The 16,740-nt window shown below is 67.7% G+C and carries 12 protein-coding genes and 9 pseudogenes; 5 read left to right on the top strand and 16 right to left on the bottom strand.

Going from position 1 to position 16,740, the window contains the following annotated elements; translation table 11 throughout:
- Positions 1 to 167 precede the first annotated feature (167 nt).
- Positions 168 to 269, bottom strand: a pseudogene (locus tag QQK48_RS20185) (hydrogenase subunit MbhD domain-containing protein); the annotation flags it as partial.
- A 385-nt stretch (positions 270 to 654) separates the two neighbouring features.
- On the bottom strand, positions 655 to 2,109 hold the full coding sequence (locus QQK48_RS12905) for a proton-conducting transporter transmembrane domain-containing protein (RefSeq protein ID WP_284328709.1): 1,455 nt from the start codon (positions 2,107 to 2,109) through the stop codon (positions 655 to 657).
- 175 nt (positions 2,110 to 2,284) lie between these two features.
- On the opposite strand from QQK48_RS12905, the pseudogene QQK48_RS12900 reads away from it, so the two are divergent.
- The 4 genes and pseudogenes from QQK48_RS12900 to QQK48_RS12890 form a co-directional block, all read left to right on the top strand.
- Positions 2,285 to 2,820: pseudogene (locus QQK48_RS12900) on the top strand (DUF5701 family protein); the annotation flags it as partial.
- A pseudogene (locus tag QQK48_RS20180) lies at positions 2,807 to 2,929 on the top strand (hypothetical protein); the annotation flags it as partial. The pseudogenes QQK48_RS12900 and QQK48_RS20180, both read left to right, overlap by 14 nt.
- Positions 2,930 to 3,040: 111 nt before the next feature.
- The gene (locus QQK48_RS12895; RefSeq protein WP_284329397.1) at positions 3,041 to 3,331 is read left to right on the top strand and encodes a hypothetical protein; all 291 of its coding nucleotides are present in this window, start codon (positions 3,041 to 3,043) and stop codon (positions 3,329 to 3,331) included.
- A 396-nt stretch (positions 3,332 to 3,727) separates the two neighbouring features.
- Positions 3,728 to 5,182, top strand: coding sequence for an alpha-amylase family glycosyl hydrolase (locus QQK48_RS12890; protein ID WP_284328708.1), 1,455 nt, complete (start codon positions 3,728 to 3,730; stop codon positions 5,180 to 5,182).
- 62 nt (positions 5,183 to 5,244) lie between these two features.
- Here the strand turns inward: QQK48_RS12890 and QQK48_RS12885 are convergent, their stop codons facing one another.
- The 14 genes and pseudogenes from QQK48_RS12885 to QQK48_RS21935 form a co-directional block, all read right to left on the bottom strand.
- Positions 5,245 to 6,312: a hypothetical protein gene (locus QQK48_RS12885; protein ID WP_284329396.1), complete on the bottom strand. Its 1,068-nt coding sequence runs from the start codon at positions 6,310 to 6,312 to the stop codon at positions 5,245 to 5,247.
- Entirely contained in the window at positions 6,243 to 7,580 is a 1,338-nt protein-coding gene (locus QQK48_RS12880; RefSeq protein ID WP_284328707.1) for an Ig-like domain-containing protein, read from the bottom strand. Before QQK48_RS12880 ends, QQK48_RS12885 begins: the two co-directional genes overlap by 70 nt.
- 304 nt (positions 7,581 to 7,884) lie before the next feature.
- Positions 7,885 to 8,940, bottom strand: a pseudogene (locus tag QQK48_RS12875) (glycosyl hydrolase 53 family protein); the annotation flags it as partial.
- Positions 8,941 to 9,354: 414 nt separating this feature from the next.
- Positions 9,355 to 10,246 (bottom strand): annotated as a pseudogene (locus QQK48_RS12870) (sugar ABC transporter permease).
- The gene (locus tag QQK48_RS20175) at positions 10,239 to 11,024 is read right to left on the bottom strand and encodes an ABC transporter permease subunit (RefSeq protein WP_348523621.1); all 786 of its coding nucleotides are present in this window, start codon (positions 11,022 to 11,024) and stop codon (positions 10,239 to 10,241) included. Before QQK48_RS20175 ends, QQK48_RS12870 begins: the two are co-directional and overlap by 8 nt.
- Positions 11,014 to 11,745, bottom strand: coding sequence for a hypothetical protein (locus QQK48_RS20170; RefSeq protein WP_348523620.1), 732 nt, complete (start codon positions 11,743 to 11,745; stop codon positions 11,014 to 11,016). Before QQK48_RS20170 ends, QQK48_RS20175 begins: the two co-directional genes overlap by 11 nt.
- Positions 11,746 to 11,947: 202 nt before the next feature.
- On the bottom strand, positions 11,948 to 12,403 hold the full coding sequence (locus tag QQK48_RS20165; RefSeq protein WP_348523619.1) for a sugar ABC transporter substrate-binding protein: 456 nt from the start codon (positions 12,401 to 12,403) through the stop codon (positions 11,948 to 11,950).
- A gap of 1 nt (position 12,404) precedes the next feature.
- Positions 12,405 to 12,749: an extracellular solute-binding protein gene (locus tag QQK48_RS20160; protein WP_348523797.1), complete on the bottom strand. Its 345-nt coding sequence runs from the start codon at positions 12,747 to 12,749 to the stop codon at positions 12,405 to 12,407.
- Positions 12,727 to 12,981, bottom strand: a complete 255-nt coding sequence (locus QQK48_RS20155) for an extracellular solute-binding protein (RefSeq protein WP_348523796.1) — start codon at positions 12,979 to 12,981, stop codon at positions 12,727 to 12,729. Before QQK48_RS20155 ends, QQK48_RS20160 begins: the two co-directional genes overlap by 23 nt.
- A 399-nt stretch (positions 12,982 to 13,380) precedes the next feature.
- A complete protein-coding gene (locus QQK48_RS20150; RefSeq protein WP_348523795.1) occupies positions 13,381 to 14,553 on the bottom strand; it encodes a beta-galactosidase in 1,173 nt (390 codons plus the stop codon).
- Positions 14,537 to 14,647: pseudogene (locus QQK48_RS20145) on the bottom strand (hypothetical protein); the annotation flags it as partial. The pseudogene QQK48_RS20145 and the gene QQK48_RS20150, both read right to left, overlap by 17 nt.
- Before the next feature lie 131 nt (positions 14,648 to 14,778).
- Positions 14,779 to 14,967 (bottom strand): annotated as a pseudogene (locus QQK48_RS20140) (beta-galactosidase); the annotation flags it as partial.
- A 118-nt stretch (positions 14,968 to 15,085) separates the two neighbouring features.
- Positions 15,086 to 15,151 (bottom strand): annotated as a pseudogene (locus tag QQK48_RS20135) (hypothetical protein); the annotation flags it as partial.
- A 70-nt stretch (positions 15,152 to 15,221) separates the two neighbouring features.
- Positions 15,222 to 15,374: pseudogene (locus tag QQK48_RS21935) on the bottom strand (beta-galactosidase); the annotation flags it as partial.
- Between the two features lie 329 nt (positions 15,375 to 15,703).
- On the opposite strand from QQK48_RS21935, the gene QQK48_RS12850 reads away from it, so the two are divergent.
- The gene (locus QQK48_RS12850; RefSeq protein ID WP_431308346.1) at positions 15,704 to 16,735 is read left to right on the top strand and encodes a LacI family DNA-binding transcriptional regulator; all 1,032 of its coding nucleotides are present in this window, start codon (positions 15,704 to 15,706) and stop codon (positions 16,733 to 16,735) included.
- Positions 16,736 to 16,740 lie beyond the last annotated feature (5 nt).

The following is a 16,740-nucleotide window of genomic DNA, read 5'->3' as shown; positions in this document are numbered from 1 at the left end:
GAACCGAGCGCGACCACCGCCACGAGCGCCATGGCGAGGCCGACGGCGATGCCGATGCCCGCACGCAGGAGGCGGCGTCGCGGCACGTTGCGTTCCGCGATGCGGTGCGGCAGACGCCGCAGGACGAGCACGAAGACCACGAGCGTGACGGTCTCGACGAGAGCCTGCGTAAGCGCCAGGTCGGGGGCCCCGTGCATGCCGAACAGCGCCACCATGCCGTAGCCGACCATGCCCACGAGGAGCACGGCGGTGAACCGCTGACGGACCATGGCGGAGGCGATGGCCGCGACGATCATGAAGGCCGCGACCACGGCCTGCGTGGGGTAATCCCACGGCACGATGGAGCCCACCAGGTCCGCTCCGGCGATGGCCGATGCCACCACGGAGAACACGAAGACGCCCAGGATCATCGCGAGGTAGCCGGGCAGACCGCGGCGCTGCAGCGCGCGCGAGGTGACGAGGCCGGCCCAGTTGATCGCCCTGATCGAGGCGGTGTACCCACGTGACGCATCGGGCACTCGCGGCAGGCGCCCCTGCATCCTCAGCAGTGGACCGCGCCAGACGAACATCGCGGTACCGACCACGATGACCGCGATGGTGAGCCACAGCGCGGGCTCGAAGCCGTGCCACAGCGCCAGGTGGTACGTCGGCTCCTCACCGTAGGACTCCGCGTACGGCTCGAGGTAGGGCTCGAGGATGCGCGGCGCCAGACCAGTGGCGACGCCGAACACACTGAGCAGCGCCGGCGCCACCAGGATGGCGGCGCTGGAGCGGTGAATCTTCGTGGAGGCAACCTTGGGCTTGGAAGCGAAGGCTCCCCAGACGAAACGTGCCGAGTACGCGACCGTGAAGATCGATCCGACCACCGCGCCCACGAGCGCCACCCAGCCCCACAGCGGGGTGAGCGCAAGGCTGCTCGATGAGCGAGGTCAGCACGGCCTCCTTGGCCACGAAACCCAGCAGCGGGGGATGCCCGCCATCGACGCCGCGGCCAGGATGGCAATGACCGCGAGCGCGGGGCGCGCACGTCCGATGCCGGACAGGCTCACGGAGGTCTCGAGTGCCGGCATCGTGGTCGATGATGCCGACGGTCAGGAACAGGGTCGCCTTGAACGCGGCGTGGCCCACCAGCAGGGTGAGCCCCGCGAGGGCGATGTTGGGCTCGCCGAAGGCGAGCACCAGAGTGAGGAAGCCCAACTGGCTGATGGTGCCGTAGGCGAGCAGCAGTTTGAGGTCGGTCTGGCGCAGGGAACGCCAGCCGCCCACGAGCATGGTGGCGACACCGAGCGTTACCAGCACGCCGCGCCACCCCGGGACGTCCGCGAACCCGGGCGCGAACCTCGCGATGAGGTAGATGCCTGCCTTCACCATGGCCGCTGCGTGCAGGTACGCGCTGACCGGGGTCGGAGCGGCCATCGCCGCGGGCAGCCAGAAGTGGAAGGGCACCAGGGCGCTCTTGGACACGGCGCCCGCAAGCACGAGCATCACGGCAGAGATGGTCAGCGGGTCGGTCAGCGACGGCGGAGAGGCGACGATCTGCGTGAGCGACGTGGTGCCGGTCTGTGCGACGAGGATGACGATGCCGACGAACATCGCGAGTCCGCCGGTGGTGGTCACGAGGAGCGCCTGGAGCGCGGCTCCGCGGCTCTCACGCCGTGCGGTGTAGTGCCCGATGAGCAGATACGACAGGACGCTGGTCGCTTCCCAGAAGATGAACATCACGATGATGTCGTCGGCGGTCACGAGGCCAAACATCACGCCGGCGAAGGCCAACAGGAAGGCGGCGAACCGCCCCAGACCCGGCTCGTCGTCGGAGAAGTACCAGGTGCAGTACAGCAAGACGAGCGCGCCGACGATGAGCACGAGCATCGCCATCACCCACGCGAGCGCATCCATGCGGAAGGACAGGTCCATGCCCAAGACCGGGATCCACTCGACGCTCACGGTCGGCGGATGGTCCCCCAGGGCGGCAGGGGCCTGCAATGCAGTCCAGACCGCGGCCGCGCCAGGCATGGCGGCAAGGACGGCGAAGGCCCAGCGGCCCATGACCTTGACGAGGAGCGGCGTCGCCAGCGCCAGGGCTCCAAACATCGCGAGTAGGACGATCACATCTACTCCTCGCGGGCCGGGACGGTGGACGGGACGAGAAGCTCGCCTCCGAGACGGCTGCGCTCGCCCACCTAGGGGCGCACACATGGTCGGGACCGAAGTCCTGACGTGCCACGAGTCTAGTCAACTTTTTGCCCGGGTTTTGCCACTTCGCGGGCAGTGAACGCGCCGCACGGTGGAACAGCCGGGGCATGCCGAGCGTTGGCACGCAGCACGCCGCCGACGACGAGGAGACGCCTTGACCGCCACCGCTCTTGCCGCTCAGATCGACACCTACGTGACCGCGGGATACCCCGCTCTTGCCGGCCTCACGGAAGCCGAGTTCCGTGACCTCTTCACGCCGCTCGAGCCTGCGGCATCGGCCCTGCCCCAGGAGGCCGATGCCGAGGCGGGCACACTCCCCTATCTCGCCGTCGTGGCGGATACCCTGATCGCGCCGGAGGCACGCGTCCCGTTGCTGCGTCTGCCGTCCTCCACGAAGGAGGGCATCCTCGACCGCAATCACGGCAACGAGGGCCTGGCCCCGTACCGGGTCCGTGCGGAACTGGAGGTACCCGAGGCGCCGGTGTATCTCCTGACCGGCATCGACCGTGGTGACGAGTTCCGTTCGGTAGCGCCGCTGGGCACCCGCACGGTACTCGCCGAGCGCGGCCGCACCCCTTGACGATCGCCGAGGGCTTGTCCCTGGTAGCCGCGTATCCGCAGATGCTCGTCAAGAATCACTGCTTCATGCTCGACGGCTCGACACGGGGCGACAAGCGCGTCCCAGGCTCTGTGGATCTCGGAGCGCGCCCCAAGGCTCGGCTGGTGCTTCGACAAGGTGCCGCACACATGGCTCGGGGTGGCCTCGGCGAGGCCCGCCACTGAGACCGCTCCCGGAACGACACGCCCAAGACATGGCGCCGCAACGACTGCCAGGCACAATGAACGTATGAGTATCGATGGCGCGACACCGTCCCCTACGCCGCACCGCCTGGGCGTTCACCTCGTCGACGGCGGAGCCGTGGTCGGGGTGTACGCCGGGCACGCCACCCAGGTTGACCTGTGCCTCTTTGATGAGGCCGATGCCGAGGTACGGCTGCCGCTGTTTGGTCCCACCGCCGGGGTGTGGCACGCCTTCGTCCCCGGCATCGGCGAGGGCCAGCGGTACGGCTTCAGGGCGCACGGCCCCTGGGCGCCAAAGAAGGGCCACCGGTACAACCCCGCGAAGCCTGCTCCTTGACCCGTACGGCCGCGGGATCGAGGGCACCCTCACTCCGATGAACGACCCGCGTGCGCATGCGCTGCTGTCGAACAAGGACGCGACCGACACTGCGCCACTCATGCCTCGCTCGGTGGTGACGGCGGAGCCGGGCGGCTCGTGGCAGACCCCGCGCCCGCAGATCCCGTGGGAGGACACGGTCGTCTACGAGGCTCCACGTCAAGGGCTTCACGCAGCAGATGCGGGACGTGCCCGAGCATCTGCGCGGCACCTACGCGGGGCTCGCGCACCCCTCGTCCATCGAGTACCTCACGTCGCTTGGCGTGACGACCGTGGAGGCTCCTGCCGGTCCACGCCTTCGCCTCCGAGCCGCACCTCGAGAACAGCGGCCTCACCAACTACTGGGGCTACTCGACGATGGGCTTCTTCGCACCTCACGCGGCGTACGCCACCGAGGAGGCGCGCGCGAAGGGAGCGCAGGGCGTTCTCGACGAGTTTGTGGGCATGGTCGATCTCCTCCATCAGGCGGGACTCGAGGTCATCCTCGACGTGGTCTACAACCACACGGCCGAGGCAGGCTGGGGCGACAGGACCCTCGCCTGGAGGGGCCTCGACAATCACGACTACTACCGCCGCCAGCCGCACTCCCCCGGCCACTACGACGACACCACGGGAACGGGCAACACGCTCGACTTCGCCCACCCGCGCGTGGTCCAGATGGCGATGGATTCGCTGCGCTACTGGGTCGAAGAGGTCGGGGTCGACGGCTTCCGCTTTGACCTCGCGGCGACCCTCGGCCGCACCGGCCACGGGTTCTCGACGCGCCACCCCTTCCTGGTGGGTATCACCATGGATTCCCTCATCGGCGGTTCGAAGGCTCATCGCCGAGCCGTGGGACACGGGCCTCGGCGGTTGGCAGGTGGGCAACTTCCCCGCGCCGATGGCGGAGTGGAACGACCGCTTCCGCGACAAGGTGCGCTCGTTCTGGCTCCAGGACATGGCGCGCGGCAGCCGTCAGCACCCCACGGCGCCGGAACTCGCCACCCGGCTGGCAGGGTCATCGGACCTGTTCGGCCACACCGATCCCCCCTGATGCGCGGGCCCATGGCATCGGTCAACTTCGTGGCCTGCCACGACGGCTTCACGTCCTACGACCTCACGGCGTACAACGGCAAACACAACGAGGCCAACGGCGAGGACAACCGCGACGGCACGGACAATAACCGCTCGTGGAACCACGGCTTCGAGGGCGAGACGAGCGACGCCGATATCAACGCGATGCGCAGGCGTGCCGTGCGCAACCTGTTGGGCACCACCCTGCTGAGTGCCGGCACTCCGATGCTGCTCGCGGGCGACGAGATGGGGAACACCCAAGGCGGCAACAACAACGCCTACTGCCAGGACAACGAGATCTCCTGGCTCGACTGGGCATGGCACCCGTGGCAGGCGGACCTTCGAGCCTCCGTGCAGCACGTCATCGCGCTCAGGCGCGAGAACCGGGTGCTCCGCCCCGCGGAGTTCTATGAGGGCCGGGACCCGCACCCCGAGGATGAGAGCCGCCGCGCCGACTCGGCCTGGTTTACCGCCGACGGCCAGCCGGAGCATGAGGACTGGTGGGAGGACCCCGCGACGAGGGTCCTGCAGTTCATGCGCTCCCTGTCTGACGAGGGCGAGCGCGACGCACTCCTCATCGTCAACGGCTCGGACGATGCGGCCACGGTGGTCACTCCCGCCGATGACGGCAGCGCCTGGCAGATCGTCTGGGACTCCGCATGGGAGTCCCCGGTCGGCGTTCCACTCGAGACCGTGGAGCCCGGTGAGGACCAGGTGCTCGAGGCGAGGACTGTCCGCCTCCTCCTGTCGATCGAGTAGAAGCCGCCAGACACGACGAGGGGGCGGCACCCGCGCGGGTGCCGCCCCCTCGTGTTTCTTGACTAGGCGTCCGAGCGGCGCGAGCGGGCGATCGCCACGCCACCTGCCGCCATCAGCCCCAGCGCGAGCACGAGGAACGCCACGGAGGCGGCACCATCGATGCCGGTCGTGGACAGGTCGCCCTCCGACGCGGCTTCCGCCACCACGGTGACCTCGTACTGCACCAGGATGTTGCCGTCCGCGTCACGGACCTGGAGGTGGTGAGTACCAGGCTCCATGTCGAGCGGGATGGTCACCGTCACCGTCGCGGCTCCGTCGACGAGGTCGACGGTCGCGAGACGCTGGTACGTCGACGCGATACCCACCTCGACCTGGTCTCCCGGCATCCCGGTGAGGCGCAGGGTGATCGAGTCACCGGGGTGCAGGGTGGGCACCTCGCCGTCCTCGAACCCGCCGATCTGAATCGTCGGGTCATCCGTGGCGTTCGGGGTCTCCGACGGGGTCGCCGAGGGCTCGGGGTCACTGGTCGGGTCGACCGTCGGCTCCGGGTCCGTCGTGGGCTCCGGGTCGGTGGTCGGCTCCGGGTCCGTGGTCGGGTCGACCGTGGGCTCCGGGGTCGGTGTGACCGGACCGGTGACCTTCACGAGGCCGTCGATCGCGTCGCTGATCGCCGCCGCTGCACCGTCCACCTCGGACTGGGTGGCATTCGCGTCAGCGAGAACCGTGTCACCCGCGGCAATCGCGGCCTCGAGTGCCTCGACCGACTCATCCGTGTAGCCGGAGGTGTCGATCGCGAGCGCCTCGTCAATGATCGCGGCAAGGGCCGAGGTGTCGGCCTTCTCCACGAGCGCGTCGAGCGCGGACTCGATGCCCACGGTGGCAGCGTCCACCTTCTCCTGCGAGGGAGCGGTGGCACCGAGCACCACGTTGGCCTTCTCGACCGCGAGGTCGAGCACCTTGAGCGACCCGGGGGTGTAACCGCTGCGGTCAATCGCCGCCGCGTCCGCGATGGCTCCCTCGAGAGCGGCGGTGTCTGCCGCAACCGGCTCGTCGTCGGCGGTCAGGGTGACGTCATCGACGTAGCCCCAAGCGCCGTCCTGGAACGTCCCGCCGATCTCAGCAGTGAGCACGCCGTCGTCGCCGACCACCGCGGTGGTGGTGTACTCGGCCCAGTTGCCCCAGCCGGGCAGCACCATGTTGTCGCTTCGAAGCCCTCGGACGTGGTCGCGGTGAGCGTGACGTCGGCGGTCTCGCCACCCGTGAGCCACGCGCTGAGCGTGTAGGCACCCGGCTCGAGGCCGGTGACGTTCTGGGTGGCGGCGCCGGAGAACTCCGCCCCCGTGCCGTTCCAGAAGTTGAGCGAGTAGTCGCCCGAGCGCTTGTCGTCGCCCGAGACCCAGAAGGTCCCGGCCGCGGCATCCGGCCACGGCGACGCGGTGATGTCCCAGGGGGACACGTCCTCGAAGCCGTTCTCGAAGCCACCGTTGAGCAGCAGCGCGGACTCGGTCACGGTGATGGTCGCGGTCGCGGTCCAGCCGTTCGCGGTGGTGCCGGTCACGGTGTAAACACCGGGACCGTCGATCCATGAGACCGAGTCGTTCCACGTGACCGACTCAGTCGTGGTGGTCTCGTCGTACGACGTCACCGTGACCGTCGAGGGCAGGACGATGTCCTCGCCGTCGACCACCGTGATCGCGACGGGCTCCACCGTCGGGTCCGGGATGGTGCCGTCGCCTGGCACGAGCCCGTCGATGGCGGACTGCAGCGCCTCTGCGGCGTTGTCGACCGTGGCCTGGCTCGGAGCGGACGCGCCGAGGGCCCACTCGCCGCGAGCAACGGCCCTGGTGAGAGCCGCGTAGGACGCCACCGAGTAGTCGTCGGCACTGTAGGCCGCAGCCTCGTCGAGCAGCGACTCCAGCGCAGCCGTGTCGGCCACTGGCATCGGGTTCTCCGCGACCAACTGGAAGTCGTCGATCGCTCCCCACGAGCCAGCCGTGAGCTTGAAGGTCGCCTGCACCTGTACGTCGGCGCCCTCGACGATGCTGATCACATCGGTAGTCGCGGTGTCGTAGTTTTGCCACCCATCGAGCGACAAGTCCGCGCTGTTGGAAGCGATTCCGGACGCCACCGTGGTGTAGGCGCTGTCAGCGTCACCATTCGCGACGCCGTGAACCGTCGCGGAAAGGCGGTAGTCGCCCGCGGGCACATCGGTGAGTGTCTGTGACACGGTGAACGTGTAGTCCGTGGCCTTGTAGAAGTGGGCCGTGTAGGAACCCGTGATGACATCGGAGGTCGACGGAATGGTGATGCCGCTACCCGTGGTCTCCCACGGGGACTTGCCGTCCTCGAAGCCGGGGTTGACCACGAGGTTCTCGCCCGCGCCGGAGGCGTCGAGCACGGTAATCGTCGCGACGGTGTCGTAGCCGCTCTCCGTCGTGCCATTGATCTCGTAGACACCACGTCCGTCGATCCACGAGGCCTTGCCGTTCCAGGTCACGGTCTCGGTTTCCGTGGTGCCGTCCGTGTAGGACACCTCCACGGAGCCTGGGCAACGTGATGGCGTCGCCCTCGGTCACAGTGATGGCCGGTTGCTGAATCGAGTCGAGTTCGCGGGGTGCGACTGAGCCGGTCTTCACGTAGTCGAAGACGCGCAGGGACTCAAGCGGGTTGCCCTCGAAGTCGAACATCGCCTGGTTGTCCCACGCCGAACCGCCATAGTTCTTGCCTGCATCCGTGCTGTACTCGCCCGCATAGGACGACGCCCAGCCGGAGCCGAACTCCTCCCACAGCAGCTTGTTACTCTCGACGTCATCGGCCGTGCCGACGGGTAGCCACGCGGGCTCCCAGTAGAAGACACCCAGGCCGGCGTCGCCCACCTTCGCCACCGCGTCGATCACGTCGCGCACCGCAAGGGCCTGGCCCTGGACGGAGGAGGAGTACTTGTCACTCTGCGTCGACTTGCGGATGGTGTTCTCGTGACCGTCGCCGTCCTCGAGGGTGTAGTTCCACGAGGTCTCAGCGACGATGACGTCCTTGTCGTACGTGGTGGCGACGTTTGACAACTGCGAGGTCAGATTCGTCAGCGTCCCGTGCCAGTACGCGTAGTACGAGGAGGCGAACACGTCGTAGTCGATCTCGTCACCCGTGTTGGCGTTGCCGTCGGGGCCCTTGTCGAGCTTCTCGGCGTAGCCCATGTAGGTGCCGCGCTCGGGGTTGGTGAAGTGGATCGCGACCTTGGCGTCGTCGCCAAGCGCGTCGCGCACGGCGTCCGCGCCTGCCTTGAATAGCGCCCCGGAAGCGGGCCAGGACTCCCCTGCCGCCTCCAGGTTGGTGGTCTCGTTACCGATCTGAACCATGCCGATATCGACGCCCGCGTTCTTCATGTCGGACACGGTTTCGTAGGTGTAGTCGTAGAGCGCGTCAGCCTTCTCAGCGGCCGACATCTCGGACCAGGCCTTGGGCTCCTGCTGCTGTCCGGGGTGGGCCCAGAAGTCGGAGTAGTGGAAGTCGAGGAAGACCTTCATGCCGCCTTCGGTCGATCGCAGGCCGATCTCGGTGGCGCGCTCCGCATCGACGTTGCCTCCGCCGTAGCCCTCGCCCTCCGCCGTGAAGGGGTCGTTCCACACGCGGATGCGCGAGTAGTTCACGCCGGCGTCCGCCATGACGTCGAAGACGTCCGCCTCGTTGCCTTCGAAGTCCTTGAACGTGACGCCAGACTCCTCGAGCGAGAGGATCGACGAGGCATCCACGCCGTTCATGAAGTCGTCGGCGAGCCCGTCAACCTTGGGCACCGTGATGCCGGCGTCCACCGGCTCGTCCACGGCGGCAAGGGCTGCGCTCGACAACCCTCCTACCGTGAGGGCGCTGATCGCAGCCGTGGCTGTGACCGCTCCCAGTCTTGATCGCAACTTTGCCATCGATCTTCCTTTCGATCGTCCTTGATCCGGGGTACTGCAAGTGGAGGGAGAGGCGCGAGGTGCGCCGAGCGGGTAGTGAGAGAACGAGCTCAGGCTCGCGGATGTCGCTGCGTGTGACGCGACTCACGGGCGGCGGCGCGAGCCACCCCCGCGACAACAGAACCCTCGGCGCACACGAACGTTCTCACCGCTGGGACCGGTCCCAGCGGTGAGAACGCCGCGCTACGTCGAGGGTGAGAGAGCATCGGCCCTGGGTTATCCCTTGACCGAGCCTGCGGTGAGGCCGCCCACGATGTACTTCTGGAGCGACAGGAAGATGATGAGCACCGGGATGGACGCGAGCACCGCGCCGGCGGAGAACAGGCCCCAGTTGGCACTCAACTGGTTCGAGACCCACTGGTACATGCCCACGGCGAGCGTCCACTGGTCCTGCGATACCAGGACGATCTTTGCGAGGATGAAGTCACCGAAGGCGGAGATGAAGGCCAGTAGGCCCACCACCGCGAGGATCGGCGTCACGAGCGGCATGATCAGCCTTCCAGAAGATTTGTGCGTGCGTGGCGCCGTCGACCTTGGCGGACTCGTCGATGTCGTTCGGAATCGTGTTGAAGAACCCGTACATCAGGAAGGTGTTCGCGCCGAGCGCTCCACCGAGATAGACGCAGATCAGCGCGATCTTCGAGTTGATACCGAGGGCCGGCACCACGTTGCCCAGCGCCGTCAGCAGCAGGAACACCGAGACGAACGCCACCGTCTGGGGGAACATCTGGATGATCAGCAGCGTGGTGAGGCCGCCACGGCGGCCCTTGAAGCGGAAGCGCGAGAACGCGTAGGCGGCGCACGCACCCATGAAGACGGCCCCCAGAGCCGATGCGGCACCCACGATCAGGGTGTTGCCCACCCACGTCCAGTAGGACGTGTCGGACAGGGCCGCGTAGTTGCTGAACGAGATGTCCGAGAACATCGCCGAGGTGCTCGCGAGCGTGCCCGAGGAGGACAGCGACGCCGAGAGCACGTAGACCAGCGGGAAGGCCGCGTAGAAGATGATGATCGCGGCGACGGGGTACTTCCAGCCCACCTCCGCGAACCACCGCGTGCGGCGAGTCGGGCTGCGACGGGCGGGTGCCTGAGTGGTCACGTCAGCCATGGCTAGATCTCCTCGCCTTGCGGGTCTGGCGGAAGGCGATCGCCGAGACGATGCCGACGAAGATGAACACGATGATCGACAGGGCCGCCGCAAGACCGTAGTCCGCGGAGCCGCCGGACACACCGGAGATCTGGTAAATGGCCGAGATCAGGATGTCCGTCGAGCCGAGCCCTGAGGTGCCCGGGAACGGCGGCCCACCCTCCGTCAGCATGTAGATGATCGTGAAGTTGTTGAAGTTGAACGCGAACGAGGAGATCGCGAGCGGAGCGGTCGAGACCATCAACAAGGGCAGCGTGATGGAGCGGAACTGGCGCCAGCGTCCGGCGCCGTCCATGCGCGAGGCCTCCATGGTCTCGCTGGGCAGCGCCTGCAGGGCGCCCGTGCACACCAGGAACCAGTACGGGTACGACAGCCACAGGTTGACCCACAGGATCGCTACCTTGGCGAGGAACGGGTCGCCCAACCAGTTGATGTCCGCGCCGAAGAAGAACCAGTCGTTGATGATGCCGAACTCGCGGTTCAACATGCCTCGCCACAGCAGCGCGGACATGAACGCGGGGAACGCGTACGGGAGGATGAAGACGGTGCGCATCCACTTGCGTCCGCGGATCCGCGGGTCGTTGTAGATGAGCGCAAAGAGAAGGCCGAGCCCGGGCTCGTCAACACCGTGAGGATGGCGAAGGCGAACGTCCAGCCGGTGACCTTGAGCAGCGGGCCCGCAAGGGCCTTGTCGGTGACGGCCTTGACGAAGTTGTCGAAGCCGACGGTCACATACCAACCGGTGGGCGCTGCGAACCGTCGTCGGCCACGAAGTTGCCGGTCTCCTGGTCCGCGTAGTAGACGGTGCCCGTCTCCTTGTCGGTGAAGGTCTGCGCCTCGTCGTCCCACTCAAGCGACGATTGGTAGACAGCGCCGGACGAGCCGTCGCGCGTGCGCATCGACCCTTCCTCGGCGTCGTCGGAGACCGGGACGCGCAGGTCGACAACCGCCTGCTGCAGGTCCTGGTCGGAGAACAGTGCGTTCTGGGAGACGACCTCCCAGCCGGGCACCTCGGTGGGCTTTCCGCTGCCGTCGACGGTCGCGCCGTCGACGGGGGCAAGGACCTCTTCCTCGGTGCCGACGGAGACGATGCCGTCCTCGTTGACCGCAAAGCCGATGGTGTCGCCGTCGCGAACGATGGCGAGGGGGTACGTGGGCGAGCCGTCGACGCGGCGCTCATTCTGGATCAGGGTCGCATCGACCGCCTGCTCCTGGGAGCCCGCGTGGCCCGTGCCGTAGTTGGTGAAGGCCACATAGCCGGTGTAGCCCAGGGTAAAGATCTGGAAGATGGCGAGGAAGATCAGTCCGGGGAAGAGGTACTTCAGCGGGAGCGTCTTCTTCGCGAAGTAGATGATGTCTGCCGCGATGAGCAGAACCACCGAGGCGACCAGGATCGCCCAGGCCTCCGCGTTCCAGGCCGACAAGACGATGGAGAGACCCAGCGCATTGACCAGGGCCATCATCAGGAGCCTTCGCGATGAACCCCCACCCGAGCCCGCTCCAGCGCCGCGCGTGCGACTCCTGCGGAGCCTTGGGCTCCTTCAACGCGACCGCGTCATCGTTCGCCATCATCTCTCCTGCTTCGTCTTCGTTAACTGGCCGGGCTCGCGCCCGGGTGGAGAGTGAGGCGGGCCGGCGCACCGGCCCGCCTCACTTTCGACATTAGCCGATCGAGGCCTCGAGCTCGGCGACCATGTCGGACCAGGTGCCGGCCGGGTCGTCGGTAGCGCCCGTGATGATCTGGATCTCAGCGGCGTTCCAGAGGTCCCAGACGTTGCCCATCTCGGGGATCGACGGCATCGGCACACCCTGCGAGGCAGAGGCGACGAAGCCAGCGGTGATCGGGTCGGCCGAGAACTCCTCGGCGAGCGAGGTCAGCGCGGGGAGACGGGGGTCAGCCTCGTACAGGGCACGCTGAGCGTCCTCGGTGGCCATGTAGTTGGTGAGGAACTGGTTGGCGAGCAGCGTGTTCTCGGACTGCGCGGAGACGTAGAAGCCCTGAACGCCCACGAACGGAGCGGCGGTCTCGCCACCGGCGGAGACCATCGGCGACACCACGATGTTCATCGAGTCATCGTCGAAGAACGGCATCCAGGGGCCCTGCAGGATGAAGGGCACCTCACCCGACGCGAACAGGCTCGTTCGAGGTGTCGTAGTCGATGGTGTCGGAGAAGTAGCCGGTACCGGCCTGGCCGTTGTCGTACAGGAACTGCGCGTACGCCTCGCCTGCCTCGCCGCCCATGCCCACCTCGGTGGTGTAGGAGCCCGACTCGTCCTGGACGAAGACCGGAGCGCCGAACGAGGTCTGCAGGGGGTACGACGAGTAGCCGTCACCCGCGGTGCCGTTCGTGTACAGCAGGAACGGACGGTCCTCGAAGCCCGCCTCCTCGGCCATCGAAATCATCTCGTCCCACGTAGTGGGGGCAGTGTCGCCAACGAGGTCAGCGTTCTGGATGAGGGCGATCGCCTCGGTGGCGTAGGGAAGGCCGTAGAGCCTGGCCGTCGTAGGTGAACGCGTCCACCGCGACCTGCTCGAAGTCGTCCGCGGTCTCGCCGAGGTCAACGGTGTTGACCACACCGGCCGCCACGAGGGCGCCCAGCCAGTCGTGCGCACCGACGGTGATGTCGGGGCCCTCGCCGGTGGGAACCTGCGCGATGAAGTCGTTGCGAAGGTCCTCGAAGTTCTTCTGGACGATCTCGACGGTGGCACCGGTCTCGGCCTCGAACGTGTCGGCGACAGTCTGGATCGCTCCCTCGCGCTCGGCGTCGGTCCAGATGGTGAGGGTCTGGCCCGAGGCGTCGATCGCGGGGGCCTCGGAGGCCGAGGCCGAAGCGGCGGGCTCGGTGCTGGTGGTCTCCGCGGGCTCAGGGTCCGAGCCTGCACGCGGCCAGGAGCGACGCGGTCGCCAGGACGGCGGCTCCCATTCCGATCTGCTTGCGCATGATGTTTCCTTCCGAAGTCAGGTCGCCGAGCTTCTCTGCCTTGAGGCTCTGCCGACGACCGTGGTGCTCACGAGGGCCGGTCGGCCCCCGCTCGGTAGTGCGGGTTCGGGTCGGTGCGGTGCGTCTGCGTCACCGCTTCGTGGGTGGTCGGTTCAAGCACCACCCCCTGCTGCGCCCTCGCGATGCGGACGACGGCTGCGTCCCCGCCCTTGAGGTCGAGCGTTCCGTCGATCTCGGTACCGCTCAGCAGGCTCGGTACCCGTGATCGACAGGCTTACGGCGTCCTCGCGGTGGTTCACCGCAATGACGAAATCGTGATGTGCGCCGCGGCGCGTGATGGTCTCGAGGCCCTCGGCCACACCCTCAGGCGTGATTCCCGCATCGGCGTAGACCTGGGCGATGACGGGGGCCAGCGCCTCGGGCGTCAGGCGTGCACCCACGTACCAGCCGGTGCCCTCGCCGTGCTGGTGACGGGTGACAGCGGGGAGCGCGTCGCCGGGGCCCCCGGCGAACGACCCGCGCACCTCGGCGCCGGCGAGAGCGATGTCCTCGGCCCATGCGTCGACGGTCAGCGCCGTGCCGTCGAAGACGACCTCGCAGGTCTCGCCTTCACGCAGCGGCAGGAACTCCTCGACCGTGAGGCCGAGCGCGTCCTTCAGCGGGGCGCCGAAGCCGCCCACGTGGACGGCGTCGTGCTCATCGACGATGCCGGAGAAGGCACCGACCAGGAGCGTGCCACCGCCGGCGACGTACGCGGAGAGGTTCTCCCCCGCTGCCGAGGTGAGGAGGTAGGACGAGGGGGCCACGACGAGGCGGTAGCCGGACAGGTCCGCCTCGGGGTGGGCGAAGTCCACGGTCACGTCATCGAGCCACAGGCGCTCGTAGTAAGCGCGCATCCGCTCGCGGAACTGCATGTCGTCGCTGGGACGCCACTCGAGGTCGTGCGCCCACAGCGATTCCCAGTCGTACAGCACCGCGACGTCGGCGACCACGCGGGAGCCGCGCACCTCGGCGAGGTCCTTCATGTGCTGGCCCAGCTGCGTGACCTCACGGAACACGCGTGAGTCCTTGCCGGCGTGAGGAAGCATCGCGGAGTGGAACTTCTCGGCGCCGGAGCGCGAGGCGCGCCACTGGAAGAACAGGATGCCGTCGGCACCGCGGCCCACGTGCGTCAGAGCGTTGCGGCGCTCCTCGCCGGGACGCTTGGCGACGTTGCGGCCCTGCCAGTTCACGGCAGAGCCTCGAGTGCTCCATGAGGATCCACGGGGCGCCACCACCCACGGAGCGCGTGAGGTCAGCGGAGAGCGCGAGGCCCACGTGCGCATCGGGGTCAGGGGCCCACAGGTAGTGGTCGTCCGAGACGACGTCAACCTCCTTGGCCCACTTCCACAGGTCAGTGTTCCACGACTGGTGCGCCATGAAGTTGGTGGTGACGGGCTTGTCCGAGAGCCTGGCGGATGGCGTCGCGTTCGATGCGGAAGCACTCGCGGAGCCTGGTCGTCGGTGAAGCGCGCCCAGTCGAGCTTCATGGCCGGGTTGGCGATGGTGGGCGTCGCGGCGGGGGCAACAACGTGCTCCCAGTCGCCGTAGCGCTGACCCCAGAACGCGGTGCCCCAGGCGTCATTGAGGGCCTCGAGCGTGCTGTAGCGCTGCTGGAGCCATAGGCGCCAGTTGGCGACGGCGCGGGGGCCAAAGTCCTCGCCCACGGGCACGCCGTACTCGTTGTGGATGTGCCACATCACGACGGCCGGGTGGTCGGCGTAGTGGCGCGCCAGGCTCGGTGGCCATGCGCGCGATCGCCTCGCGGTACTCGGTCGAGGCGTGGGACGCCATACCGCGCGAGCCGAAGCCCATGACGGTGCCGTCCTTGGTGATGACCCGCGACTCGGGGTACGCGTGGAAGAACCACGCTGGCGGCGACACGGACGGTGTGCCGAGGTCGACGGCGATGCCGTTGGTGTGGAGGAGGTCGAGCAGGCTCGTCCATCCAGGAGAAGTCGTACAGACCCTCCTTGGGCTCGAGCATGGCCCACGAGAAGATGCCGACGGAAACCAGGTTGACTCCGGCCTCGCGCATGAGCGCGACGTCCTCGTCCCACACCTCACGGGACCACTGCTCGGGGTTGTAGTCCCCGCCGTAGGCCATCCCGTCGAGAGCGGGCCAGGGATTCATCGACATGACACTCCATTGGATCGGGCGACCACGAGGGTCGCAACATCTTCGGTCACCCTGTCGGGGGACTGTGACCGGTCCCAGTCTTACTCACCACCGGAGCGGTTCGCAAACCGTCGACGTCATCGTGACGAAACTGTGACTTCACTGTGACCGTCACCGTGGGCGTCGATTGGAATCGCTTACATTGTGCCTCGCCATTCAGGCCGATGCCTTCGTTTCGCTCAGTTCGTGACCTAATTGTAACCGCTTGCATTCCGCATCGGTCAAGGCCGCCACACGTCCCGCTAGGCTCTGTGCTCGTGGAACCCATCGATGCACCCGCGGGGCGCCAGCAACGGCGCAAGCCGACCATCCGAGATGTCGCGGCGGCTTCTGGCGTGTCTCGAGGAACCGTCTCGCGCGTCATCAATGGCGGCCACTGGGTATCCCCCGAGGCCCGCGAAAAGGTCGACAAGGCCATCGAGACCACGGGCTACTACGCCAACACCCACGCGCGTTCGCTCGCCACGGGGCGCTCCGACTCGGTCGCGTTCCTGTTGACCGAACCGCAGCACCTGCTCTTCGCGGACCCGACATTCGCGCTCCTGCTGCGTGGCGCCGCCGAGGCACTTGCCGCGCGCCGCAAGACGCTTGTCCTCCTGGTGGCAGGCACGCCCGAAGAACGCGAGAACGTCTCTCACTTCGTGGGAGCGGGTCACGTCGACGGAGTCCTGCTGATCTCGTCGCACGAGAAGGACCCTCTCCTCGACAGCCTCATCGCCGCAGGCGTTCCCACCGTTGCCTGTGGTGTCCCCCTGGGTCACCAAGATGACGTGATCACGGTGTCGATCGACGAGGTGGGCTCCGCTCGCACCGCAGCCCGCCATCTCGCGGGGCTTGGCCGCGAGCGCATCGCGATGATCGCCGGCCCGGAAGACACCCCCGGCGGCCGCTTCCGCGTGGTCGGCTTCCAGGAAGAACTCGGCGAGCGGTTCGACGCGGACAGGGTCGAGCGCGGCGACTACTCCCACGAGTCCGGCGCAGCCGCGATGGCCGCGCTCCTCGCACGCGATCCCGACATCGACGCGGTGTTCGCCGCATCGGACCGCATGGCCGCAGGCGCGATCGCGACGCTGCGGGCCGCAGGTCGCTCCGTGCCGGACGACGTCGCGGTGGTCGGATTCGACGACTCGGGGCTCGCCGCCTCCGTCGATCCGCCGCTGACCACCATGCACCAGCCGTTCGATGAGATCTCGGCGGAAATGGTGCGCCTCCTGCTCGACGCCATCGCGGGGAAAGACCCCGCGTCGGTCACCCTGCCCGCCTCCCTCGTCACCCGCGCCAGCGCGTGAGGGCG

Source organism: Demequina litorisediminis, assembly GCF_030161615.1.
Taxonomy (GTDB): Bacteria; Actinomycetota; Actinomycetes; order Actinomycetales; family Demequinaceae; genus Demequina; species Demequina litorisediminis.
This window is presented reverse-complemented; position numbering and strand designations above follow the sequence as displayed.